Genomic DNA, 24,638 nt, shown 5'->3' with positions numbered 1-24,638 from the left:
ATGAAAATATTCATGCCTTTAAAAGATGTTTTACACATATAAATTAATAAATATTTATTATATAATTACTAATCATATAAATAAGAATTATCACTATTTTCATCTGTTATTGATTAGTTAACATCTTTTTAATATTTAATATTTATAGTAAACTGCATTACCGGTCACGCTATTTATGTAAGTAAATAGTCGTGTCTTTAATGGTTATTTTGAGGGAAAAGAAAGAGCCTGATCTTCATCAGGCTCTGATTTTTTTATACTCCCACTGCATTAATACTTCACTTTATTCAATGCATTAAACATGCAGTAATAGCATAAAAAAAGGGATGCATCTTATTGAGATACACCCCTTTTCAAAAATATGCTGTAACAAGTTATTTGCTCAGATACATGCTCTTCTCCTTGTACAAGGTTCTGAAATATGGATCACGCAGGTCTTTAATAAAGCGGATCGCTTCACCTGTTGATTTCATTTCAGGGCCTAATTCCTTGTTCACACCTGGGAACTTATTGAAAGAGAACACAGGCTCCTTAATTGCAAAACCGTCCAGTTTCTTCTCGATGGTGAAATCGGTCAGTTTATTCTTACCCAGCATCACTTTGGTAGCTATGTTCAGGTATGGCACCTGGTAAGCTTTTGCGATGAATGGTGTAGTACGCGATGCACGTGGGTTAGCTTCGATCACAAACACCTGACCATTCTTGATGGCAAACTGAATGTTGATCAATCCACGGATATCAAGTGCCCTTGCAATCTTCTCAGCGTAGTACTCCATTGTTGTTACTTCCATTGGAGAAAGGTTGAACGCTGGCAGTACCGCATTACTGTCGCCACTGTGAATACCTGCAGGCTCGATGTGCTCCATTACGCCCATTACATGGAAGTTTTCGCCATCAAAGATACCGTCGATCTCCGCCTCCTGACAACGATCCAGGAAGTGGTCAATCAGGATCTTGTTACCTGGTAAGTGTTTCAGCAGGCTCAGTACAGAGCTTTCCAGTTCTTCTTCGTTAATTACGATACGCATACGCTGACCGCCCAATACATATGAAGGACGAACCAGTACCGGATAACCAACTTCTTTCGCTACTTCAATCGCATCGTCCGTATTGTAGGCAGTGCCATACTTAGGATAAGGAATGTTCAGTTCTTTCAGCAGGTCGGAGAAACGGCCACGGTCTTCGGCAATATCCATGTTGTCAAAGGATGTACCGATGATGCGGATTCCTTTTTCTTCCAGTTTTTTAGCCAGTTTCAGCGCAGTCTGACCACCTAGCTGTACAATCACCCCTTCAGGTTTTTCCAGCTCGATAATCTCCCACAGATGTTCCCAGAACACTGGTTCGAAGTACAGCTTGTTCGCCATATCGAAATCAGTAGATACAGTTTCAGGGTTACAGTTTACCATGATAGCATCGTAACCGCATTCCTGTATCGCCTGCAGACCATGCGTACAGCAGTAGTCGAATTCAATACCCTGACCGATACGGTTAGGACCTGAACCCAGTACGATTACTTTCTTATTTTCAGAAGGCTGACTTTCGTTTACAGAATCAAATGTGGAGTAGAAATAAGGAGTTTTTGCTTCAAATTCCGCAGAGCAGGTATCTACCATTTTGTAAGTACGGGTGATGCCCAGTTCCTTACGTTTTGCGTATACCTCTTCTTCTTCACAGTTACCCAACAGGTGTACCAGCTGTGCATCAGAGAAGCCCATACGTTTTGCTTCGCGCAGCATATCAACAGGTATTGTATCCAGATCGTGCTCCATCAGTTGTTTTTCCAGGGTCACGATATCATTGATCTGGTGCAGGAACCATTTGTCAATATAAGTAAGCTGGTGCAGGTGCTTTACAGATACACCTTCCATCAGGGCATCCTTGATACGGAAAATCCTGTCCCAGGTAGGTGTCTTCATTCTTTCCAGCAGCTGCTCGCTCTTCATCTGGGATTTACCATAGTAACCCAGACCCAGTGCATCGTTTTCCAGACTCTGACAAGCCTTCTGCAAAGCCTCAGGGAAAGTACGGCCAATTGCCATTACCTCACCTACTGACTTCATCTGCAGCCCCAGTGTCTGATCAGCACCTTTAAATTTATCGAAGTTCCAGCGTGGCATCTTTACGATTACGTAGTCCAGTGCTGGTTCGAAGAAAGCTGAGGTGGTTCTGGTGATCTGGTTCTCCAGTTCATCCAGTGTATAACCGATTGCCAGTTTAGCAGCAATCTTTGCAATTGGATAACCAGTTGCTTTGGAAGCCAGTGCAGAAGAGCGGCTCACACGAGGATTGATTTCTATGGCGATGATCTCTTCAGTAGCAGGATTCAGAGAGAACTGTACGTTACAACCACCAGCAAAGTTGCCAAGATCACGCATCATCTCCATCGCCTTGTTACGCATCAGCTGATAAGCAGTGTCACTCAGCGTCATGGCAGGTGCCACAGTGATGGAATCACCTGTATGGATACCCATTGGATCCAGGTTTTCCACTGTACAGATGATCACTACGTTGTCTTTGGAATCACGCAACAGTTCCAGTTCGAACTCCTTCCAACCCAGTACGGCTTTCTCTACCAGTACTTCATGGATCGGAGATGCCTGAAGACCACGCTGCAAAGCTTCGTCCAGATCATCTTTGGTGTGCACAAAACCACCACCGGTACCACCCAGGGTGAAGGAAGGACGGATTACCAGCGGGAAACCGATTTCCTGTGCGAATTCTTTACCTTCCAGGAAGGAGTTAGCTGTTTTTGCAGGTGCTACAGGTACACCCAGCTGGATCATCCACTGGCGGAACTGTTCACGGTCTTCTGCTTTGTCGATAGCTTTGATATCCACCCCAATCAGGCGAACATTGTATTTTTCCCAGATACCCAGTTCATCTACCTCCTTACAAAGGTTCAGGGCGGTCTGACCACCCATGGTAGGTAACACAGCGTCTATCTGCTGCTCTTCCAGTATCTGTTCTATACTCTCCACCGTCAGGGGTAGTAAGTATACCCTATCGGCCATCATAGGGTCAGTCATGATAGTGGCCGGATTGGAATTTATCAGGATCACTTTGATACCTTCCTCACGCAGAGAACGTGCTGCCTGAGAACCGGAGTAGTCAAATTCACATGCCTGACCAATAATAATAGGACCAGAACCAATAATAAGAACAGATTTGATAGAAGAGTCTTTAGGCATTTGCGTATTTCATTGAAAAAATTAAAACCTGGCTGATTTTCTTCTCATTCACCCGACAAAAAAATCGTGCAAAATTAAGGGTTATAAATTTTATTGTCGCAATAAACTTTGAAACGCGATGGAATCTATCGCCTGAAACCCAATAATGGTCTGCAATTCCCTTGATGAATAATATTTAAACATATATAAATTTGCAGCGCCGCAATACCAGTTATCCAATGGATATATATATTGTTTTTAAATAATCCGTTAAATACCAGCAGATTACTGTTTGGGGCATCAACCAATTATCATCCACACACAAAATAACACCATTGTCCATTGTATGTTTGCACACGTAATAATTTCTTAACGCCCAAATTATTTTCTTACTGAGCAAACAAAGTCAGATCCAGATATGCCAACCATCTGCATGAAGGTGGCCTATGGCTTGGGCAGGAAATTCACAATCCGGCAAATAATAATAACTATAAAACAGGGAAGGCACCTGCTTTTAGACAAGTGCCTTCCCCGATAATAATAATGTTTTTTCTTTTTGTAAGAGCTAACGCATATCCATTCCTGGATATGCTTTTTAATTTTTGACACGGTTACTCATCACTGCAATAGATAACCCCATCAGAGCAATGAGAAAGAAAGACGCCCTCAGACTACTGATCTGAGCAACTAACCCAATCAATACCGGACCAAACAGAAATCCGAGATAACCAATCGTAGAAACCGCCGCCAGCGCCATTCCCGGAGTCATAGTATTACTCCGCCCTGCTGCACTATATACCAGTGGAACAACTGAAGATACCCCTGCGCCGACCATCAGAAATCCTATAATAGCAGTAGTAAAATATGGAAATACAACTGCCAGCAACAGCCCGCCGGCAATGAGTCCGCCACTCAATTGTAATACCCGCTTTACGCCAAAACGCAACTTCAGATAATCTGCCAGGAAGCGAAAAGACGCCATGGTACTCATAAAGGCGTTAGTACCTACTACCGCAATATTAACATGAATCACTTTTCTGAAATATACCCCGCTCCAGTCAAACATAGCTCCCTCGCAAATCATAGATGCAAACGCAATAATGCCAAGGATCATCAGGAACTTGTCAGGCAATACAAATAGCGGCTGCTTCTCCTCTCGCTCACCGGCTTTGTCATCATGCCTTACCACATGATTGATATTCACCGCAAGGATGATAAATACAATCACCATACTCACCAGAAAATGCTGATAGGGCAATACATGCCACTTCTGCATTCCCCACGCCAGCAGAGATCCTGCCAACCCACCAGAACTCCACAAACCATGAAAGGAAGCCATCACAGATCTGCCATACATTTTCTCTACAAATACCGCCTGGGTGTTCACCGCAATATTGGCAATGTTGCCACAAAAACCAAACACTACCAACAATGTAAAGAGTATCCAGGTCTCCCCTGCCAGTCCAAGGGTCGGCAAAATCAAACCATACAAAGATCCAAACACCAGCAGGATCTGCCTGCTGCCATACTTACCGACCAGCGCACCAGCTGCTGGCATAGACAAAAGGGAACCTATCGGCAAAGCCAATAATAATCCACCTAACTGCCCTTCAGAAAGATGTAACTTTTGTTGAATGTCCGGAATACGGGTAGCCCAACTGAAAAAGCAAAATCCCGTCAGAAAAAATAGTGCGCTCACTGCTATGCGCGCCTGCCGCCGCTGCGGAAGGCCTGCTGTCAATACCTGAAACATATAGATAATTAAAATCAGATCACGTTAATACCCAGCTCTCTGTAAGGTCCTGCCATGGCTAATCCTGCCTCGTCGGTTATAATCGTATCCATCTCTCTTATATCACATACTTTGTATGGTTCCGCTGTTCCCATCTTATCGCTCGTCACCAGGGCAATCACTTTGCTTGATGACTGTACCATCACATTTTTTACGCTGGCTTCATCCAGGTGAGGCCCCGTCACGCCTACTTCTGTATGCAAACTGCATACACCCATAAAACAAATATCAGCACGCAGCTTCTCGAGCATACGAATCGTTTCAATACCCGCCGTTACCTGCGAACTCTTGAAAATACGCCCCCCGGTAAGAATAACGTCTACACCCGGATGTTCCATCAATTGCATAGCAATGGGAATACTGGGAGTAACGACGGTTAGCTGTAATGCAGGTGGGAATAACTTGACGAGTGCATAAGTGGTAGTACCACCATCCATTATAATAGTCTGACCATTGTGTAAAAATGAGAGGGCCTTGTCGGCTATCGCTCTTTTATCATCTTCGTGAATGGTGATTCTTTCTGTAAAATTAAACGGATTGGGAGAATGAGGAATGGCCCCTCCCCTTACTTTGATTAACAAACCATTTTGCGCCAAGGCTTCCAGATCACGACGCACGGTATCTTCTGACACATTTAAGTCATTACTCAACTCCGTATGTAACACCTTATGATCTGCCTGTAACTTTCTGAGGATGTACTCAAAACGTTCCTCTTTCAGCATGTTCTTGCAATTTCCTGCAATATTAAGTAAAAACATGCAATATTTTGCTATGAACTTTGTACTATTTGCATAACTTTGCAATAAATTGCAAAATATGGCAAGAATAGCAATAGACATGGATGGAGTTATGGCAGATACATGCCAGCAATACATCGACTGGTACGCAGCACGCTACGGTGAAACAATTGACAAAAACTCCCTCATGGGCTTACCGGAAACAGAAGGCTTCCCTGCCGGTAAAGACGTGATCAGAGGATTCCTTTACGAACCAGGGTTCTTCAGGAACAAGCCAGTCATCAAAGACTGCCAGGAGGTAGTCAAAGCATTATTTGACAAACATGATGTATTCATCGTATCTGCAGCCATGGAGTTTCCACAATCACTCGTTGAAAAGCTGGATTGGTTACAGGAGCATTTTCCATTCATTGGGTGGGAACGTATCGTTTTCTGTGGATCCAAGACCATTGTTCATGCCGATTACATGATCGATGATCATGTGAAAAATCTGCAATATTTCAAAGGCGAACCGTTGATGTTTACAGCACCGCACAATGTCAATATTTCTGGCTACAAACGTGTAAACACCTGGGAAGAAGTAGGTCAGTTATTATTATAGATCTATCCCTGCTTTATTATTTACACTGTTATAAGGATAGTAGTTCGGATCTGGAGCCAACCCTTTGCGCACAGGTAAAAACAACATTTCATTTACCCTGTGCTCAAAGGCTTCCGGACCAGTGATCAACTCATGAGACAGAGGTTCCCACAGCATATCCACTGCAGGAGAAGTCGCCCCTCCGGCTACCAGTTCAGAGATATATAATCCTTTCAGATCTTCCAGCAACTGATCCCTGAAAGCTGGCCACCATACATCAAGTTGCAAAGCCTCTTCCTGCACCATCAGGTATAAAGCGTCAGGCAATAGCAGGTAATCATCAACCCTGATCAGACTATTCTCCTGATCACGGTTAAGTCTGCGGGCCAGCACATCGCAATATCTCTTTTGCGTGAGAATACCAGATGCCCCCTTTAAGTGCATAACGATATACCACATAGGAACATCGAATGCACCAGGCAAATAATTCATATCAGTGACATTTATTTTAAAATCCTGAAATCGGGATTAGCAAAATGTAATTTATCGCAAAATAATAGTACAATAAAATACGCTCGATGATGGAATTAAGAAAATGGTTCTCTATTTAATACAGAATAGGCTTTTCAAAATAGGTCTTCTGATAGGTTGATAAACACTGGTTCATTTTAGCCCTTTTTGGACCGGGCTTGTTTACGTAATTGTAAATTTTCTTTCTTGAGCTGTTCGAGTGCTTCTTTGGTTGAAGAATGGGTTTTCAATAATAAATTGTGCTCTTCCAGCAACTTGTAATATTTTTCTCTTAAAGCGAGCATCTCATCATTATCAGCAATCCGTGTATCATCCAATGAGCCCGGATGAAGGAAACCGGTAGAACTAATTTCAAGTGCCCTGGATACCTTGTCCAGTTCTTCACTTCCGAATAATTCTTTATCAAAGAGATTGTACATGGTTCGCCTCGACATTCCCAGCCGCTTGGCTAACCTGGTTTTATTCAATCCCCGTTCGCTGATAAGTTCCATCAATCTGTGACCATGATGTAATACTGAGGAAGCAGGAGGCTTTTCGCCGTTAATGACAGAAACGCTGTTCCATTCATAGAATTCTTCCGGCGAGATACTGATGATCTCACAGAACTTCTCTAATGTACTTCGCTTCATATCGCTTTTTCGTAAATGGTAATGGGCTATTTGGTTCGTGAAACCGGCCATATCAGCAAAGTCAACAATCTTAACCTTTTTCTGTTTTAAGATTTGCTTCAGGCGCTGGCCCATATGGATTAACCTGGACATGTATGCTTGATTTTACTAACTGTTTATCGCTTTTATGTGCAATTCATACAATATAATAATAATTTCCATTTCATTTTCCTAATTGGTCTTTCATATAGACAATATAGTTACGTCATAATTAGGGGAATAAAGTGACAAACTCCGTTCTAAATCAAGCAGTCTTCCATCAAATTCGAGGTAAAATGTTGACATTTATAAGCTATATAAATTTATAATAACAAGTCTTTTAATAATTTATAAAATTTATGTGCATATTTTACGTCATTTATAATTTTATAAATACATTTGTTAACACGTGCATGGCTTTTATACTAATAACATCACTATCAACAAGTTGCAACCAATTGTCCCAAGGTATAAAACCAAAACAAAATGTCAAAATCAAAAGGCACTGAAGCAGTCAACCTCATGCAGGACTTGCACACCAAAATGATCAACTTGCCACTTACATTCCGCGAACGCGTTTGCATCGAATGTAACTGGAGCGTTCCAACCTTCTATCGCAAAATGCGCCCGTCCACCAAAACGGTCAATGGAGAGAAAGAACAGGTCAACCCTTTACTCAGTAATGCAGAAAAGGAAAAGATCATTTCAGTATCAGACGAAGTGTACAAGGAATTCTGGGATTACTGCGACAAGTATCGCAAAAAGAATGGAAAGCACTAATTGCTCCTTCTTTTACCTGTAGTTTTAGCCTCCTGTCCGGAGGGTATTCACTACCTCCACCAAAAGGTCGTAGTGAAAGGCATATCAGTTATTCCCCTTTTTTTACGTTAATATTTGCTTATAAACGATTAATCACTACCACCGTATTCCCCAATTTCATTAAATTTAAGCTGCACATATTACGCGCACGTTATTACTTATTGACCAACACAAAAACTGATTGCAGCCATGGCTTATCCTTACCAGATTAGAAGCTTAGAAGAGTATCAACAGCAGTATCAGCAGAGCATCATAGACCCCGAGGGATTTTGGGCGAATGTAGCTGATCATTTTTATTGGCGCCGCAAATGGGATAAAGTCCTGGAATGGAACTTCAAAGAGCCAGATGTAAAATGGTTCGTCGGTGGCAAACTCAATATCACTGAAAATTGCATCGACCGCCACCTTGGCACATTAGGCAACAAACCCGCCATCATTTGGGAACCGAATGATCCGGAAGAACGTCACCGCGTTATTACTTACAGAGACCTGTATAACAAAGTTTGCCAGTTCGCAAACGTTCTGAAAAATAATGGTGTTAAGAAAGGTGATCGTGTCTGCATCTACATGGGTATGATTCCGGAACTGGCTATTGCCGTATTGGCATGCGCCCGTATCGGTGCTATTCACTCCGTGGTATTTGGTGGATTCAGCGCACAATCTATCGCCGATAGAATTCAGGATGCCCAGGCCAGCCTCGTTATTACATGCGATGGCGCCTTCCGTGGTAATAAAGATATTCCCCTGAAATCTGTAATCGACGATGCTCTCATCGCCTGCCCCTCCGTCAGGAAAGTAATCGTATGTACCCGCACCCGTACGCCTGTAAGTATGATCAAAGGCCGCGACCTCTGGTGGGAAGATGAAATCAAACAGGTAGAAACCATGGGCAACCCTCCCTGCCCTGCCGAAGAAATGGATGCAGAAGACATGCTCTTCATTCTCTATACTTCCGGCTCTACCGGCAAGCCAAAAGGTGTCGTGCATACCACCGCCGGCTATATGGTTTACGCCAACTACACATTCGTTAATACATTCCAGTACCAGCCAGGTGAAGTATACTTCTGTACTGCAGACGTAGGCTGGATCACTGGCCATAGCTATATCATCTATGGTCCGCTCAGCGCAGGCGCGACCACCGTTATGTTCGAAGGAGTGCCTACATGGCCTGATGCAGGCCGCCTGTGGTCTATCACCGACAAATTCCGTGTCAATACCCTTTACACCGCGCCTACTGCCATCCGCAGCCTCATGGGCTATGGCCTGGGACCAGTGAACCACAAAGACCTGAGCTCCCTGAAAAAACTGGGCAGTGTAGGTGAACCCATCAATGAAGAAGCATGGCATTGGTTCAAAGACAATATAGGTAAAGGACGTTGTCCAATAGTAGATACCTGGTGGCAGACTGAAACCGGTGGTATTATGATCACGCCAATCGCAGGCATCACAGCAGAAAAACCCGGTTACGCCACACTCCCACTGCCAGGCGTTCAACCTATCCTCGTTGATGAACGAGGCCAGGAAATCACCGGCAACAATGTGAATGGTAACCTCTGTATAAAATTCCCATGGCCAGGCATGCTCCGTACTACTTACGGTGATCATGAACGCTGCCGTACCACTTACTTCGCTACCTACGACAACCTCTACTTCACCGGCGATGGTTGTCTCCGCGATGAAGATGGCTACTACCGCATCACCGGCCGTGTGGACGATGTATTGAATGTAAGCGGACACCGTATAGGTACCGCCGAAGTTGAAAATGCGATCAACATGCACGCAGGCGTAGTAGAAAGCGCAGTGGTAGGATATCCGCACGATATCAAAGGACAAGGTATCTATGCCTTCGTCATTGCAGAAAAAATGGTGCATGATCCTGAACTGACAAAGAAAGACATCCTGCAAACTGTATCCCGCATCATTGGCCCTATTGCCAAACCAGATAAGATCCAGTTTGTAAGCGGATTGCCTAAAACCAGATCAGGAAAAATCATGCGTCGTATTCTCCGCAAAATCGCTGAAGGTGAAATGGAGAACCTGGGCGATACCTCTACCCTGCTGGATCCGAACGTAGTCGATGAGATCAAAAGAGGAAAGCAATAATACAACCCAACAATGCTTCTGCCAGTGGCAGAAGCATTGTTTTAAAAAGAAAATTCCTATACCTTGTTCCCCATGAAGCTGCTTAAACGTACCCTGATTATTCTCTTCATCACGCTCAATATTGTAGCTGCCTTTCATGCTTATAAATTCACTCATTTCTATGCACCTGGTACATCAGACAACCGTAAGCCAGAGCAGATGAATGCTCTCGGAAAACTAAAGATCATCTTCTTCGGTGTACGCATGTCTAAAACCGTTGCTACCACTCACCCTGATACAGCTTACATTCCTGTCAGTCTGCCTACATCCAATGGCCTGCACCTCTCCTGCTGGTATATACCTGTACCCAACTCCAAAGGCACGGTATTATTATTTCATGGTTACGGTGGCAACAAAGGCCCCTGCCTTTCAGAAGCAGCATGGTTTCGCCATTTAGGATATAGTACTTTCCTCACTGACTTCAGAGGTCATGGTGATAGCGAAGGCAATACCTGCTCTATAGGTTACAAAGAAGCATATGATGTAAAAGCCGCTTATGATTATATCAGCAAACAGAATGACAAACCGATCATCCTATGGGGAGCAAGTATGGGAGCCGCAGCCATTATGAGAGCTGTACCCACTTATCACCTGCAACCCCAAAAGCTGATCCTGGAATGCCCCTTCGCAACCCTTACTGATGCTGTGAAGAGTCGTATGCGCGCAGTGAATTTACCAGAGACACCACTCTCCCAATTGCTGGCAATTTGGGGCGGCTTAGAACAGGGATTTTGGGGACTGGGATATCAACCTGCAAGAGAGGGAGAAAAGTTGAAAATGCCCGTATTACTTTGCTGGGGTGAGCATGATATCAGGGTGACCAGGCAGGAAACGAATTCCGTTTTCAAACACCTGGGCAGTTCACAAAAACAACTGGTCGTATTTACCGGATCTGGTCATCAATCTTTTTGCAGACATGAAGGACCTAAATGGAAAAATGCAATCACTACTTTCCTGACCACAAAATAAAAAAGCATGCTTCACCCGAATGAAGCATGCCTTCACAAGACCAATACCCGTCTTTATGTTAATTCATGCCACCAGCCACAGAACGTTGCTGATGTCACTACGATGCTAACCTAAAGCTTGTAAGATCTTCTAATAATTATGCTGTACAGCAATACAAATTTAATATCTCTTACTGCAATCTAACATGCAGCTCTTATTTTCTAATCACTACCGGTGTACCTACTTTGATCACTTCGTACAACTCACTCACATCACTATTCTTCATACTAATGCAACCCAGCGTCCAGTTAATGCGTTGTTCTACATAGTTGTCACGAATGCCGGAATTCCACTCTACACCATGAATGCCAATACCACCACCCGGTGTTGCCACCGAAGGCAGATATCCTTCAGTTTGCAAACGATGAAAACGCTCCAGAGACGCTTCATTCGGATAGTCCAGCAGCATAAACCGGTTCCATAACTTATCGGGCCTTTTGCTCTGAATATGGAAAGTTCCTTCCGGCGTCAACCGGTCACCTTCTTTGCACTTATCAGACTGATCATTATTACCAAATACTACCTTGTAGATTTTTCGAAGTGTCACATCCTCATATAAGTAAAGCCTATAGTCGCTTTTGTCTATCAGCAGAAAGATCTTGTCAGGGTCTATATTCCCCGGATTCACTTTCACTGAATAAAGATAACTGTCATTATTAATGTTAGTAGTAATTGTGGTTTTAAATCCTGATACTGGCACATACAGTAATATCAATAATAGTAACAGGCAATAGCGATTCATTTTCACAGGGTATTTAGCTGGTTACTTAACGTTGAGCGTCAACTCTTTATTGCAACGGGTTAAAAAAATTGACGTCGCAAAGGTAAATAAAAAACCCTCCGGCACCACACAAGGCACCGGAGGGCTGATATTTTTTGGAGGAATTAGTAACCGAATACTTCTTCCAGCGTCAATACTTTCACATCACCAAACTTCTTCAGATCGTCCAGGTTCACACGTTTGTCTGATGCTACCACGCAATAAGTATATGGCTTATTTGCCAGCTCATCGTCATGGAATTTTTTCACATCATCAAAGGTGATCTTATCGATCTTTTCGTATACCTTCTTACGGTTGTCTTCCTGCAGACCCAGTTTCTGGTCAGCCAGGTAAGTGAAGATGATACCATCCTGTGTGATTCTTTCAGTTTCAATATCCTGTTTCAGGCTCTGTCTTGCAGTTTCAAACAGCTTGTCAGAACGAGGAATATCATTCAGCAATTCATTCATGCCGTTGATCGCATCATTCATCTTGTCTGCCTGACTACCTACGTAAGCAACGGTAGAATAGCGTGCGCCTTTCTTATCAGGTGTAGAATAGAAAGCATAAGTAGAATAAGCCAGCGCCTTGGATTCACGGATAGTCTGGAATACGATAGATCCCATACCTCCACCAAAGTATCCATTGAACATGCTTACCAGCGCTGTTTTGTCAGGACTATATACTTCATCATTCCTTACCCAGTTTACTTCTGTCTGTACCATATCATAGTTTACAAACAGCACCTGGTTTTTAGTCTGATCTATTTTATCAAATTTCTGTTGAGGAGGTATTTCCTTCCACGAAGCAGGAATCACGTGCTCTTTCTGTACAGCAGCAATCATTTCATTCATGGACTGAGGACCATAATAGATAACTGTGTGCTTGAAGTTACCCATAGAGTGCAACATGTCTGTCAACTGGCTGGCGGTTACACCATCCAGGTCAGCCTGACTCAGCGCATTGTTGAAAGGATTTTTGGCACCATACATTGCATAGTTAGCCAGGCCTTTCAAGATATTGCCTTTATTCAGTTTGCTATCCGTACGTGATTTACCAATACGACCTTTCAGTGCAGCAAGTGCATCTTCATTCACCTGGCAATGTGTTAACAGATGCTCAAACAGGGCAACAGCCTTATCGAAATTCTCCTGTAAGCCAGAGATAGCAATCACAGAGTTTTCATTGCCTGAAGTTACGGTGAAGCTACATGCGATGTTATAGAACTCCCTGCTGATCTGCTCAGAAGTATATTTATCAGTACTCAGGAATTGCAGGTATTGTGTAGCCAGTGACAACAGTTTATTGTTCCAGCTACCCATGTCAAAACGATAGTACAGACGGAACAGACCATTGTCTTTGTTCTGTACATACAGTACGTCTGCCTGACCAGCTTTACCTTTCTGAATATCCTTGTCGAAATCCAGCCACTGTGGTTGTACTGGTGTAGCCGGGATGGCATCTACTTTTTTCAGGAAAGCAGATTGATCATTGCGGTTAATTGCAACAGGCGTGATCGTTGGCTTTTCTACCTTTTCAATATTCTTGTCTTCCCCTTTACGCTTGTACAACAGTACGTAGTTATCATTAAAATATTTATTGGCGAAATCAACGATCTGCTGCTTGGTTACCTTACCCATGTTATCCACATAGGTTACATCAGCCAGCCAGTTCTGGCCCCTGTGCTTGATAAAACCATCCATCAGGGAACTAGCACGGTTGTTATTGTTTTCCAGCCCCTGTAATTCAGACAGCTTGGCATTGTTCACAATCGCCTTTACCAGGGTTTCGTCGAACTGACCTTTTTTCAGAATTTCCAGCTGACCCAATAACAGATCTTTTACCTGATCAAGGGTTTGACCCTGCTTAGGTTTACCACTCAGTTGGAACACAGCATAATCCTTCCAGCCCATTACACCAGCACTGGAGCTCAGTACTTTCTGTGCCTTATTCACATTCAGATCCAGCAGACCCGCTTTACCATTGTTCATGATTTCAGAAATTACACCCAGCAGTACAGAGGATTTGGTATCCAATGCACCAGGCATACGATATGCAATCATTACATTTTCAGCATCAGGACCTACTACTTCTTTCACGATCGGCGCTTTTATAGGCGCTTCTACAGGAGCTTTGTATTCTGGAACTGGTTTAGACTTCATGTAAGCGAAGTCTTCATCAATCTTCTTGATCACATAATCAGGATTGAAGTCCCCCGCCATTACGATGGCCATATTGTTCGGCACGTAGTAAGTGTTGTAGAACTGACGGATCGCTTTCAGAGAAGGATTTTTCAGGTGCTCCACCGTACCGATGGTGCTCTGCTGACCATAGTTATGGGTAGGGAACAGAGAAGACAGCATCAGCTCATAAGACTTACGGCTATCATTGTCCAGACCTCTGTTCTTTTCTTCATATACAGCTTCCAGTTCTGTGTGGAAGAGACGGAATACAGGATCTTTAAAGCGTTCTGATTGTACAGCAAGATATTTGTCGATGGCATTGGAAGGAATGTCTTCCTCATAAATGGTCTCTTCAACCCAGGTATGCGCGTTTGTACCCTGTGCACCCATACCGGTCATCATTTTATCGTACTCGTTGGCAATGGCATATTTAGCGGCCAGACCTGATACGCTGTCTATCTGATGGTAGATAGTTTTGCGGGCAATAGCATCGGTTGTATGATTGTAGGTATCATACAGACCTTCTATCTTGTCCAGGTAAGGTTTTTCCTTAGCCCAGTCCAGAGATCCATATTGCTCTGTGCCTTTAAAAAGAAGGTGTTCCAGGTAGTGAGCAAGACCAGTGTGATCATGTGGGTCATTGTTACTACCTGCTCTTGTGCCGATAAGGGTCTGAATACGAGGATCTTTTTTGTTGACGCTCAGAATTACAGTCAGACCATTTTTCAAGGTATAGAATCGGGCCTGCATGGGGTCATTGGTGATATACTTATAGGTATACCCGCCAGATTTGGCCTCCTTCCATTCGTACTTCTGCTGGGCAATAGACAGTTGAATAATGCAACTGGCTAGCAGCATTAAAAAAATTGTTTTTTTAACGAGGTTCATTTGTTGGTTTTTGAATAAAAACCAAATATAACGGTAATGTTCAACTTCCTACAAGGGGAAAATTGTTAAAAGGAGTATAAAGGTGAGCAACGGACGGGGGGCCTCCCTGCCCCTATCTCAATATGAAGAGATCCTTTTTTAGCAACAGAATAGAGTCAGCATAATGCCTGTTAGCGGCATTTGCAAAAAAGACTGGTAAAGGTGAACGTGATTCTTTCTGAGCAAAACCATCCTGACCTGGATTCGAATCTGGCCCATGACCATAAATCTTCACACCTACTATTCTCTTATCACATGAGTGGGCCCAGATTATAAACCCGGTACAAACCATAAACGTAATGAATGAGCGCATACTAACACATATTTGATCCTCAGTACTTAAAAACCATTGAAGCGTAACCCCACTGAAAATGGGTATTGCTCAAGACCGTAATCATGTAATGGCGTCAATGCAAAGTTTCCATACAGCTTAACAGGACCATATCCCACATCTCCGGTAATACTGAGTCTCCATTTATTAAGGTTAAAATCGTCAACTTTCTTTACTTTGCCCCGTTCCTTGCTGATCTGCTTTGTACGGGCTTTGATAAGGTAGCCTCCCATAATACCCATGCTCATTTTGAAAGCACGTGAAGGGCGGGCTGGATTGCTGTTATAGTTCAACATGACAGGTACACTCAAATACTCTACAAACAGCTTATTCTTTGAAAAGCTCACTGTATCCCTCATAATAGTAGTAGGATAACCAGGAACATAAGTAATATTACGGGCAAAACGGTAATTGTTCATCTCCACCCCCAGCGAATAAATCAGGTTCAGCTTATGCCTGTATATGTTCAGCCGCTGCTGGAATAACCAGATATTGACATTTACCGACTTACCGGCAATCAACTTAAACTCTGATGGTGTGAGTGGTGAACTCCCCGTTCTGGGTGCCAGGGTGTTTAACCCGGCTGCAGAATAGGTGTATGACTTATTCAGCTCATCAAAATATATATCGCTGGGTGAACCATATAAAGCATACGCAGCAGCCCCGTTATAATCACTTCGGTCTATATAGTTATTATATCCCAGATCCAAAACGAACCAACGTGTCTGTAAATTGCGTTTCAGTTGAGTACGTGCATATGCCGTATCATTATACACTTTAAAGATGCGCTTGCCTTTGGCATCTTTTCCCTGTACAATAATCAATCCTTTCACCTGGATGGTATCCGCTGTCTGGGCATGAACTCCCGCGCAGATGAAAAGCAATAAAATTAAACAGCGTAATACTTTACACTTCATATTAATAATTCTTACATCAAGATATTGCCGTCCTGACAACAGCATTGCCTGCTTATTTCTTCTTTTTGGAAAAGAATCGCGCTACGTTTGCAACTCCATTTAATACTTTACTATCTCCTCTCATTGTCACTGACACAACAAGTTCTCCTTGAACGGGCCTGGCCGCTTCAGTAACCCGGGTATTCATAGCATCTTCTTTATTATTGTTCTCCGTTTTTGCAATAACTGGCGCCTTATCAGTTTCATTGGTTATTCCGGCATTCGCAATTTGTTGCTGTTCCTTCTGTTCTTTCAGCTGCTGTACAATCTCACTGGTCGTGCTTTCAGGCTGAGGCAGCTTGTTCAAAGCTACAGAAGCCGGATGACTGTCTTCCAGATTTGTAGCAACAGGTGTGGCATGAGCTTGTTGAAGAGCTGTTGGTACAGGCGTTGCATGCTGAGCTGCCACAGGCTGGGCATTCGCGATCTGCGGCGTATTATTGACTGGCTGCTTCTCTGTCACTGATGGCTGAGGAACTGGTGTTGAAACAGTTGGCAGTTGTTGCTGCTGCTTTTTCTGTTGCTGCACCGCCAGCTCTGTTCCCTGTTTATCCGTGTGACGCGGAGGAATGGTTACCAACGCTATTCCTGCCACTACCGCAGCTGCGGCAGCCCACCACCAGATAGCACGTACATGTGTCGTATTCCTGTATAACCTTGACTTATCCGGGAATCTGACGGTCATATCCGGTTTCAGCCTGGATGCCTCCAGCAGGCGTAGCTCCCGGCTGATGTGTGGATGTTGCTGAGCAAGCACTTCAACCTTTTGTTGATCATCCTTATTTAGTTCATTATCTATATACTCCAGCAGGAAGCCTTCGTAGTTTCCGGCAGAAAGTGTGTTGGCATCCGACTGCCTGTACAACATTTCTTTCCCATCAAAGTGCACTTCGCTATCCGGTACCAAACGCGCCGATTGCAGCAGGAGCAATTCCTGCCTGTATTTTGGGTGCTGCTGAAGGAAAACCTCCAGCGCAGCCTGCTCTTCCTCACTTAGTTCACCGTCCACGGCACTCAGCAGGTACTCCTCATAGTTAGATATGTCAATATTTATCGCCAAATTCTGATAAATAATTAATAATCAGATCAAATTACATTTTCAATTTTCCCAAGATACTGCTTCAGATGTAACCTCGCCCTATGCAGGTATACTTTTACCTGAGATGGGTTTAGCTGCATAATTTCTCCGATCTCTTCGTAGCTGTATCCCTCATAGTCCTTTAACAGGATGAGGGACCGCTGTACATCCGTCAGCTTATCCAGCGCTTTCTCCAATACTTTCCTGGCGTCGTTCACTTTTTGCTCGCTGATCCTCATCTCTTCCTTGAACTCATCTACCAGGGTTATCCGCTTTATCTTACGGACATGGTCGATCATATTGTGGTAAGCTACTGTAAAGAGATATGACTTTGCCTTTTCAAAAGGCACATCTATACAATGTTTCCACAATATTTCAAACGCATTCTGTACCACGTCCTTCGCATCCTCTGTATGGTCTAAATTCTTTACTATAAACCGGAAGAGATTATCCGCGTACAGATCCACGCATTTGTTGTACTCCTTTTCCGTCATCCAGGTGTTGCAGGATTTTAGTGCTAATGTCCGACAATTACTTTTAACGCGATCTCTTCCTCTTGTCATGCCCAACTACGTACCATAATTTTCTGCTATATTTCCCCGCTTTCTCCGGATGGCAGCAATTCCCGCGGGCGCTTAAGCCATCTTTACTACATACAGCGCGGAAATATACAGTCCGGATCATTACTCCTGGGTTAACAGGATCAGGGTGCAGACACTATTATGACGCAGAGCTTCAACCAAATGTTACAGCCCAGTCAAACTTTTTATAGAACTTCCAGAATTCGCGCCCCAGGTCCTTGAATCGTAATACATTTATTGCCATAACTTTGAACCCGGTTACAAAATCTGCTACTATGAACGAAAAATTCATTGCCCGCCTGCAGGAGGAACTAAATGAGATCCAAACTGCCGGCCTTTTTAAAAACGAAAGGATCATCACCTCCGAACAAGGTGCCGAAATCCAGGTAGGTGGCAATACAGTCCTCAACTTTTGCGCCAACAACTACCTCGGCCTTTCCAGTAACCCCAGGGTGGTGCAGGCTGCAAAAGATGCGATCGATACACATGGATATGGAATGAGCAGCGTGCGCTTTATATGCGGCACCCAGGATATTCACCGAGAATTAGAGCAAAAACTCGCGCAATTCCTTGGTACTGAAGACACGATCCTCTACGTTGCGGCTTTTGATGCTAACGGTGGTGTATTCGAGCCGCTGTTCAACGAGCAGGATGCTATCATCTCCGACGCCCTCAACCACGCTTCTATTATAGATGGCGTTCGCCTGTGTAAAGCTCAGCGCTACCGCTATGAACATAATAACATGGCTGACCTCGAAGCTAAACTGCAGGAAACGGCCGGCCTTCGAAGCCGTATCATTGTCACAGATGGCTCTTTCAGCATGGACGGCACCATCGCCCAGCTCGATAAGATCTGTGACCTGGCAGATAAATATGATGCCATCGTGATGATCGACGAAAGCCACTCTTCCGGCTTCCTGGGCAAAACCGGCCGCGGTACCCACGAATACAGAAATGTAATGGGCCGTATCGATATCATCACTGGTACCCTCGGTAAAGCATTGGGTGGTGCCTCCGGAGGTTTCACCAGTGGTAAAAAAGAGATCGTCGACATGCTCCGTCAGCGTAGCCGTCCTTACCTCTTCTCCAACTCCGTTGCCCCCAGCATCGTAGGCGCTTCCATCGCCGTACTGGATATGCTGAGCTCTACAACCGAACTACGCGATAAACTGGAATACAATACAAAATACTTCCGCACCAAAATGACAGAGGCCGGTTTCGACATCCGCCCAGGCGATCACCCGATCGTACCTGTGATGTTGTATGATGCCGTACTCAGCCAACAATTTGCCGAAAAACTTCTGAAAGAAGGGATCTATGTCATCGGTTTCTTCTTCCCGGTGGTAGCAAAAGGGCAGGCACGTATCCGCGTTCAGCTCAGTGCTGCGCACGAACAAGCCCACCTGGACAAGGCCATTGCCGCCTTCACCAAGGTAGGAAAGGAATTAGGTGTGATTAAATAATTCAGAAGCCCGCCCCTCAGGTGGGCTTCTTCCTTTTATATATTACTTTTGCAGGATCAAAATTTTGCTATGATGAAACAAACCGGTTGGCTGCTACTGCTGATGGCGATCCTGGTGAATGCCTGCGCACCGAACAACGTACATATTCAGAAAGAATGGGAAAAGTACTTTACTGAAAATAAGGTAGAAGGCACCTTCATGTTGTTTGACAACGGACAGGGCTCTTTTAAAGTATACAATATCGACCGCGCTAAAGAACACTTCCTGCCGGCTTCTACCTTCAAGATCTTCAATACCCTCGTAGGCCTGGAAACCGGTGTTATCAAAGATACTGCTACTGTCATTCCCTGGAATGGCGTACACCACGAAGGCGCTGATTCTTTATGGGACCGTGACCTGAGCCTGCAACAGGCTTTCCACTTATCGGCTGTTCCCTACTTCCAGGAAGTGGCCCGCCGTATTACCAAACCAGTGATGCAACACTGGCTGGATACCGTAAAATATGGCAATATGAAAATAAGCCGTATCGATACCTTCTGGCTGGACAATAGCCTCCGCATCTCCCCCGATGAAGAACTGGGCTTTGTAAAGAAACTGTACTTCGACGAGCTGCCTTTCCATAAGCTGACCATGCAATGGACACGTGCTGTGATGCTGATGGAAAAAACGCCTAAGTACGAACTGAGCTACAAAACCGGCTGGGGCCAGGAAGGCAAAAAACAAATTGGCTGGATGGTAGGCTGGATTGAAGAAAACGGACATCCTGCCTTCTTTACACTCAATCTCGAAACAGATAATCCGAACATTGACATGGAAAAAGTGAGAATGAATATCACAAAAAGCATTCTCCAGGATGCCGGTTATATGGAAGGACACAAATAAATAATTTAGAAAAAGGCCGCTAAAAACGGCCTTTTTTATACCTAAAAAAATCATTTGACTCTGTCAATCAACTGTTTGCCTTCGTCAACCATCCCCCCTTCTCCCCCCGTCTACGTTAAAAATCTCCTAAATCCTTACCTCCTAATAGTGTAAAACGTACTAAAAAAATTATATTTGATCCCTATGATGTTACGTTTTCAGCATAGCGAATATTTATGGGCCTTAGCACTGCTGCTGGTATTGCAACTGGCATTCATCAGCATCTCCTGGTGGAAGCGCAGCTCAATCCGCAAACTGGGTGACCCTGTACTGGTAGAGAAGTTATTTACCGGCTACTCCCGCCGGCGTTTTGCATTCCGCTTCCTGCTCATTTTCCTGGCCTTCTTCTTCGGCGTTTTGGGATTAGCCAACATCCAGAAAGGAAGCCGAATGGAAAAAATTACCCGCAAAGGGGTGGATGTAGTCATTGCGCTGGACGTTAGTAAGAGTATGCTGGCCGGCGATGTAAAACCCGACCGCCTTACCCGCGCCAAACAATTAATTTCTAAACTGGTTGATAAACTGGATAACGACCGCGTCGGCCTGGTTGTATTTGCTGGTAATGCTTACCTTCAAATGCCCCTGACCATCGATTACTCAGCCGCCAAAATGTACCTGAGCACCGTAAGTCCGGACATGATCCCTACACAGGGTACCGCGATCGGTCAGGCTATTCAGGTAAGTGATGACGCCTTCAATAAGAAGGAACGTAAACACAAATCACTCATCATTATCTCCGATGGGGAAGATCATGACGAAGCCGCTATTTCTAAAGCAAATGCAGCCTTCGATGCAGGTGTGGTAATCAATACTATTGGTATTGGCTCTGCAACCGGATCTCCATTACCCGATCCTGAAACAGGAACGTACAAAAAAGATAAAGATGGCAATACCGTTATCTCCAAACTGAATGAAGAGGAGCTGAAACGAATCGCTGCCGCAGGTAAAGGCATTTATGAACACCTGGATAATAATACTGAAGAAGTAGTGAATTCACTGATCCATAGAATAGATAGCATGGAACAGAAAGAGTTCGGAGAGAATATTTTTACAGACTACAACAGCTATTTCCAATATTTTCTCGTTATTAGCTTAATACTGCTTGTAGCTGAGTTTTTTATTCCGGAAATTAAGCGCAGCACCCGCGCCAATGTTGTCACTGCTACAGAAAAACCATGAGAAAAAATAACCTGACATATCACCTGTTGCTGACTGGCATGTTCCTCTCCATTTGTAGCTATTCCTTCGCTCAGAATGGTAATAAGTACATCCGTAAAGGCAATGACCTGTATGAAAAAAAGCAATATACTGATGCTGAAGCCAACTATAAGAAAGCCCTGGATGTAAACCAGGCATCTGTAGAAGGCAGGTATAACCTTGGTAACTCCATGTACGAGCAAAAACGCTACGACGATGCCCGCGCTCAATACCTGAACAGCTTCAAGATGGCGCCAAACAAAGCACAGAAAGCGGATGCCAGCTACAATATCGGGAATACCTTTATGGAAGGTAAGAAATGGGAAGAAAGCATCAAGGCTTACAAAGAAGCCCTGAAGATGAACCCTTCCGATGAACAGGCACGTTACAACCTTGCCTATGCCCAGGCCATGCTGAAAAAACAAAACCAGGGTGGCGGCGGCGATAATAAGGATAACAAGGATAAAAAAGACCAGCAGAACAAGGATAAGAAACAGGACAAGAAAGATCAGAACAAAGACAATAAGGATAAGGACCAGAACAAAGATCAACAGAATAAGGACAACAAAGACCAGCAGAATAAAGACAAAAAAGATCAGAACAAAGACCAGAATAAAGATCAGCAGGATGAAAAGCCGCAACCGCAACCCAGCAAACTGGACAAGCAGGAAGCAGAACGATACCTGCAGGCTTTAGGTCAGGAGGAGAAGAAACTGCAGGACAAAATGAAAAAGGCCAAAGGACAGATTGTGCCAGTTGATAAGGATTGGTGATTTAACATCCCACGTGATGCTTTTTGTTACCTTTGTCCTGGATATTTTTTCGAACTATGCAGTTATATTGTAATTCACTGACGGAGTATAAAAGGTTGGCTACGCTTGAAGTTAAGGTAGGAGATTTGTTGATAGGGAATTTTAACCCTGTGCGTATCCAGACCATGACGACTACAGATACAATGAATACCCTGGCTACTGTAGAGCAGGCCATTCGTTGTATCGAAGCGGGCTCCGAACTGGTGCGTATTACTGCGCCCAGCAAAAAAGAAGCAGAAAACCTGCTGCCCATCAAAAACGAACTGCGTAAAAGAGGCTATCATACCCCCCTTGTGGCCGATATCCACTTCACTCCCAATGCTGCTGAAGTAGCAGCCCGCATCGTGGAAAAAGTGCGTATCAACCCCGGCAACTTCGTAGATAAAAAGAAATTTGAGACCATCAACTATACAGACAGTGAATACATGGCTGAAACAGACCGTATTCGCAAGCAATTCACCCCACTGGTGAACATCTGTAAAGAATATGGTACCGCTATGCGTATCGGTACCAACCATGGTTCCCTCAGCGATCGTATCATGAGCCGCTACGGCGATACTCCCATGGGGATGGTGGAAAGCGCGATGGAGTTTCTCCGTATCGCAGAAGACATGAGCTACCGCAACATCATTCTCAGTATGAAGGCCAGCAATCCGCAGGTAATGGTACAGGCTTACCGCCTGCTCATTCAAACCATGCAGGATGAACTGGGTCATTGCTATCCACTGCACCTCGGTGTAACGGAAGCTGGTGATGGTGAAGATGGTCGTATCAAATCGGCCGTTGGTATCGGCACCCTGCTGGAAGATGGTATCGGCGATACAATTCGTGTCTCTCTCACAGAAGATCCGGAATTCGAACTGCCTGTATGCCGCGACCTGATAAAGCGCTATACCAACCGTCAGCAACACGCACCTGTCCCTCCGGTTGAACAGGTGCCTTACTCTCCTTTCAATTACAAACGCCGTGAATCTATCGCCTTTAACAATGTAGGTGGCAAACAGGTACCGGTAGTAGTAGCTGACCTGAGCGAAGTCAATAACATCACACCCGAAGACCTGAAGAGTATCGGCTATAATTACGATGCAGATACTGACAAATGGAATATTGCCGATGCAGCAGCAGACTACCTGTTCTGCCATGAGGTCCTTTCCTTTGCATTGCCTGGCACACTGAAAGTGATCGTTCCCAACACCCTCTGGGAAACTGCTGATGACAAGGAAAAATACATGCCCCTCTTCTCTACCGAAGAGTTTTTACAGGCAAAAAATACTTCTGCAATTCTAAACTTTGTAGACATCAATACCGGTGTTGCAATGACAGAAGAACTGCTCCTGCAATTGAACAATGGCAAACCCGTAGTGCTTTGCCTGCATTCATCCAATCAGCATGCAATGCCTGAAATACGAAGGGCATTCATGACACTGATACAGCAAAAGGTACAGCTGCCGGTAATACTTCGTTGCCTGGCTGCAGAACAGACAAACGATGAACACCTGATTCACTACGCTACAGAAACCGGCGCCTTACTGCTGGATGGCTTTGGCGATGGCTTATGGCTGGAGAAGACAAATACTGCCGATGACACAGTAGATCGTACATTGCTGAATAACGTAGCCTTTGGTATCCTGCAGGCTACCCGTACCCGAATTTCTAAAACTGAATATATCTCCTGCCCTTCTTGTGGTCGTACCCTATTCGATCTGCAGGAAACAACTGCACGTATCAGAGCTGTAACCAATCATCTCAAAGGAGTTAAGATCGCTATCATGGGTTGTATCGTAAATGGCCCCGGCGAAATGGCTGATGCTGACTTTGGTTATGTAGGTAGCGGCGTTGGTAAAATCACCCTGTATAAAGGTAAAGAAGTGGTAAAACGTGGTTTGAATAGTGACGTAGCTGTAGATGAACTGATCAACCTGATCAGGGAAAACGGCATGTGGGTAGATACAAATAACTAAAAATAAATAAGGGCTGTTGTGAACCAACAGCCCTCGCATCTT

General features: G+C 44.2%; 19 protein-coding genes. 9 read left to right on the top strand and 10 right to left on the bottom strand.

The genetic code is table 11. The features are described 5' to 3' along the window. Nucleotides 1–374 precede the first annotated feature (374 nt). The 3 genes from carB to QQL36_RS08930 all read right to left on the bottom strand — a co-directional run bounded on the left by carB (nucleotide 375) and on the right by QQL36_RS08930 (nucleotide 5,684). The gene (gene carB, locus QQL36_RS08940; protein ID WP_083723301.1) at nucleotides 375–3,191 is read right to left on the bottom strand and encodes a carbamoyl-phosphate synthase large subunit; all 2,817 of its coding nucleotides are present in this window, start codon (nucleotides 3,189–3,191) and stop codon (nucleotides 375–377) included. Between the two features lie 574 nt (nucleotides 3,192–3,765). Then, the gene (locus tag QQL36_RS08935) at nucleotides 3,766–4,923 is read right to left on the bottom strand and encodes an MFS transporter (protein WP_083723302.1); all 1,158 of its coding nucleotides are present in this window, start codon (nucleotides 4,921–4,923) and stop codon (nucleotides 3,766–3,768) included. Nucleotides 4,924–4,937: 14 nt separating this feature from the next. After that, on the bottom strand, nucleotides 4,938–5,684 hold the full coding sequence (locus QQL36_RS08930) for a DeoR/GlpR family DNA-binding transcription regulator (RefSeq protein WP_083723303.1): 747 nt from the start codon (nucleotides 5,682–5,684) through the stop codon (nucleotides 4,938–4,940). Nucleotides 5,685–5,778: 94 nt separating this feature from the next. Here QQL36_RS08930 and QQL36_RS08925 point away from each other — a divergent pair, with 94 nt between their 5' ends. Beyond that, on the top strand, nucleotides 5,779–6,300 hold the full coding sequence (locus QQL36_RS08925) for a 5' nucleotidase, NT5C type (protein WP_083723359.1): 522 nt from the start codon (nucleotides 5,779–5,781) through the stop codon (nucleotides 6,298–6,300). Here QQL36_RS08925 and QQL36_RS08920 read toward each other — a convergent pair. Both QQL36_RS08920 and QQL36_RS08915 read right to left on the bottom strand, forming a co-directional pair. After that, the gene (locus tag QQL36_RS08920) at nucleotides 6,295–6,771 is read right to left on the bottom strand and encodes a hypothetical protein (protein ID WP_083723304.1); all 477 of its coding nucleotides are present in this window, start codon (nucleotides 6,769–6,771) and stop codon (nucleotides 6,295–6,297) included. The genes QQL36_RS08925 and QQL36_RS08920 overlap by 6 nt on opposite strands. 176 nt (nucleotides 6,772–6,947) lie before the next feature. Continuing rightward, on the bottom strand, nucleotides 6,948–7,571 hold the full coding sequence (locus QQL36_RS08915; RefSeq protein WP_083723305.1) for a helix-turn-helix transcriptional regulator: 624 nt from the start codon (nucleotides 7,569–7,571) through the stop codon (nucleotides 6,948–6,950). A 372-nt stretch (nucleotides 7,572–7,943) separates the two neighbouring features. Here QQL36_RS08915 and QQL36_RS08910 point away from each other — a divergent pair, with 372 nt between their 5' ends. The 3 genes from QQL36_RS08910 to QQL36_RS08900 all read left to right on the top strand — a co-directional run bounded on the left by QQL36_RS08910 (nucleotide 7,944) and on the right by QQL36_RS08900 (nucleotide 11,387). Beyond that, nucleotides 7,944–8,237 carry a hypothetical protein gene (locus tag QQL36_RS08910; protein ID WP_083723306.1) on the top strand — a complete coding sequence of 98 codons (294 nt, stop codon included), beginning with the start codon at nucleotides 7,944–7,946 and terminating at the stop codon, nucleotides 8,235–8,237. Between the two features lie 228 nt (nucleotides 8,238–8,465). Further along, complete coding sequence (acs, locus tag QQL36_RS08905) at nucleotides 8,466–10,379, top strand: acetate--CoA ligase (protein WP_083723307.1); 1,914 nt, start codon at nucleotides 8,466–8,468, stop codon at nucleotides 10,377–10,379. A gap of 72 nt (nucleotides 10,380–10,451) precedes the next feature. Then, nucleotides 10,452–11,387 (top strand): alpha/beta hydrolase, encoded by a 936-nt coding sequence (locus tag QQL36_RS08900; protein WP_083723308.1) that lies wholly within the window; start codon nucleotides 10,452–10,454, stop codon nucleotides 11,385–11,387. A gap of 193 nt (nucleotides 11,388–11,580) precedes the next feature. Here the strand turns inward: QQL36_RS08900 and QQL36_RS08895 are convergent, their stop codons facing one another. The 5 genes from QQL36_RS08895 to QQL36_RS08875 all read right to left on the bottom strand — a co-directional run bounded on the left by QQL36_RS08895 (nucleotide 11,581) and on the right by QQL36_RS08875 (nucleotide 18,155). Continuing rightward, nucleotides 11,581–12,168 (bottom strand): L,D-transpeptidase family protein, encoded by a 588-nt coding sequence (locus QQL36_RS08895; protein WP_083723309.1) that lies wholly within the window; start codon nucleotides 12,166–12,168, stop codon nucleotides 11,581–11,583. A gap of 143 nt (nucleotides 12,169–12,311) precedes the next feature. Then, complete coding sequence (locus QQL36_RS08890; protein ID WP_321569550.1) at nucleotides 12,312–15,227, bottom strand: M16 family metallopeptidase; 2,916 nt, start codon at nucleotides 15,225–15,227, stop codon at nucleotides 12,312–12,314. Between the two features lie 408 nt (nucleotides 15,228–15,635). Then, nucleotides 15,636–16,544 carry an outer membrane beta-barrel protein gene (locus tag QQL36_RS08885; RefSeq protein WP_179091137.1) on the bottom strand — a complete coding sequence of 303 codons (909 nt, stop codon included), beginning with the start codon at nucleotides 16,542–16,544 and terminating at the stop codon, nucleotides 15,636–15,638. A 52-nt stretch (nucleotides 16,545–16,596) separates the two neighbouring features. After that, nucleotides 16,597–17,643: a hypothetical protein gene (locus tag QQL36_RS08880; protein ID WP_083723313.1), complete on the bottom strand. Its 1,047-nt coding sequence runs from the start codon at nucleotides 17,641–17,643 to the stop codon at nucleotides 16,597–16,599. A gap of 26 nt (nucleotides 17,644–17,669) precedes the next feature. Then, nucleotides 17,670–18,155 (bottom strand): RNA polymerase sigma factor, encoded by a 486-nt coding sequence (locus QQL36_RS08875; RefSeq protein ID WP_083723314.1) that lies wholly within the window; start codon nucleotides 18,153–18,155, stop codon nucleotides 17,670–17,672. Between the two features lie 362 nt (nucleotides 18,156–18,517). On the opposite strand from QQL36_RS08875, the gene kbl reads away from it, so the two are divergent. The 5 genes from kbl (at nucleotide 18,518) to ispG (ending at nucleotide 24,596) form a co-directional block, all read left to right on the top strand. Then, nucleotides 18,518–19,705 carry a glycine C-acetyltransferase gene (gene kbl, locus QQL36_RS08870; RefSeq protein WP_083723315.1) on the top strand — a complete coding sequence of 396 codons (1,188 nt, stop codon included), beginning with the start codon at nucleotides 18,518–18,520 and terminating at the stop codon, nucleotides 19,703–19,705. Between the two features lie 69 nt (nucleotides 19,706–19,774). Continuing rightward, nucleotides 19,775–20,587 (top strand): penicillin-binding transpeptidase domain-containing protein, encoded by an 813-nt coding sequence (locus QQL36_RS08865; RefSeq protein ID WP_321569549.1) that lies wholly within the window; start codon nucleotides 19,775–19,777, stop codon nucleotides 20,585–20,587. Between the two features lie 183 nt (nucleotides 20,588–20,770). Next, complete coding sequence (locus QQL36_RS08860; RefSeq protein ID WP_083723317.1) at nucleotides 20,771–21,805, top strand: VWA domain-containing protein; 1,035 nt, start codon at nucleotides 20,771–20,773, stop codon at nucleotides 21,803–21,805. Beyond that, entirely contained in the window at nucleotides 21,802–22,596 is a 795-nt protein-coding gene (locus QQL36_RS08855; protein WP_083723318.1) for a tetratricopeptide repeat protein, read from the top strand. The genes QQL36_RS08860 and QQL36_RS08855 overlap by 4 nt, the downstream gene beginning before the upstream one ends. Nucleotides 22,597–22,652: 56 nt before the next feature. Beyond that, entirely contained in the window at nucleotides 22,653–24,596 is a 1,944-nt protein-coding gene (ispG, locus tag QQL36_RS08850) for a (E)-4-hydroxy-3-methylbut-2-enyl-diphosphate synthase (RefSeq protein WP_321569548.1), read from the top strand. Nucleotides 24,597–24,638: the final 42 nt, after the last annotated feature.

Origin of the sequence: Chitinophaga sp. LS1, from assembly GCF_034274695.1 — a bacterium.
Lineage (GTDB): Bacteria > Bacteroidota > Bacteroidia > Chitinophagales > Chitinophagaceae > Chitinophaga.
This window is presented reverse-complemented; position numbering and strand designations above follow the sequence as displayed.

Coding starts and splice junctions, on each gene's coding strand:
- QQL36_RS08915 (WP_083723305.1), bottom strand. CDS start 7,571: ATGTCCAGGTTAATCCATATGGGCCAGCGCCTGAAGCAAATCTTAAAA.
- QQL36_RS08895 (WP_083723309.1), bottom strand. CDS start 12,168: ATGAATCGCTATTGCCTGTTACTATTATTGATATTACTGTATGTGCCA.
- acs (WP_083723307.1), top strand. CDS start 8,466: ATGGCTTATCCTTACCAGATTAGAAGCTTAGAAGAGTATCAACAGCAG.
- QQL36_RS08925 (WP_083723359.1), top strand. CDS start 5,779: ATGGCAAGAATAGCAATAGACATGGATGGAGTTATGGCAGATACATGC.
- QQL36_RS08900 (WP_083723308.1), top strand. CDS start 10,452: ATGAAGCTGCTTAAACGTACCCTGATTATTCTCTTCATCACGCTCAAT.
- QQL36_RS08865 (WP_321569549.1), top strand. CDS start 19,775: ATGATGAAACAAACCGGTTGGCTGCTACTGCTGATGGCGATCCTGGTG.
- ispG (WP_321569548.1), top strand. CDS start 22,653: ATGCAGTTATATTGTAATTCACTGACGGAGTATAAAAGGTTGGCTACG.
- QQL36_RS08930 (WP_083723303.1), bottom strand. CDS start 5,684: ATGCTGAAAGAGGAACGTTTTGAGTACATCCTCAGAAAGTTACAGGCA.
- QQL36_RS08890 (WP_321569550.1), bottom strand. CDS start 15,227: ATGCTGCTAGCCAGTTGCATTATTCAACTGTCTATTGCCCAGCAGAAG.
- QQL36_RS08935 (WP_083723302.1), bottom strand. CDS start 4,923: ATGTTTCAGGTATTGACAGCAGGCCTTCCGCAGCGGCGGCAGGCGCGC.
- QQL36_RS08885 (WP_179091137.1), bottom strand. CDS start 16,544: ATGAAGTGTAAAGTATTACGCTGTTTAATTTTATTGCTTTTCATCTGC.
- carB (WP_083723301.1), bottom strand. CDS start 3,191: ATGCCTAAAGACTCTTCTATCAAATCTGTTCTTATTATTGGTTCTGGT.
- QQL36_RS08910 (WP_083723306.1), top strand. CDS start 7,944: ATGTCAAAATCAAAAGGCACTGAAGCAGTCAACCTCATGCAGGACTTG.
- kbl (WP_083723315.1), top strand. CDS start 18,518: ATGAACGAAAAATTCATTGCCCGCCTGCAGGAGGAACTAAATGAGATC.
- QQL36_RS08875 (WP_083723314.1), bottom strand. CDS start 18,155: ATGACGGAAAAGGAGTACAACAAATGCGTGGATCTGTACGCGGATAAT.
- QQL36_RS08855 (WP_083723318.1), top strand. CDS start 21,802: ATGAGAAAAAATAACCTGACATATCACCTGTTGCTGACTGGCATGTTC.
- QQL36_RS08920 (WP_083723304.1), bottom strand. CDS start 6,771: ATGAATTATTTGCCTGGTGCATTCGATGTTCCTATGTGGTATATCGTT.
- QQL36_RS08860 (WP_083723317.1), top strand. CDS start 20,771: ATGATGTTACGTTTTCAGCATAGCGAATATTTATGGGCCTTAGCACTG.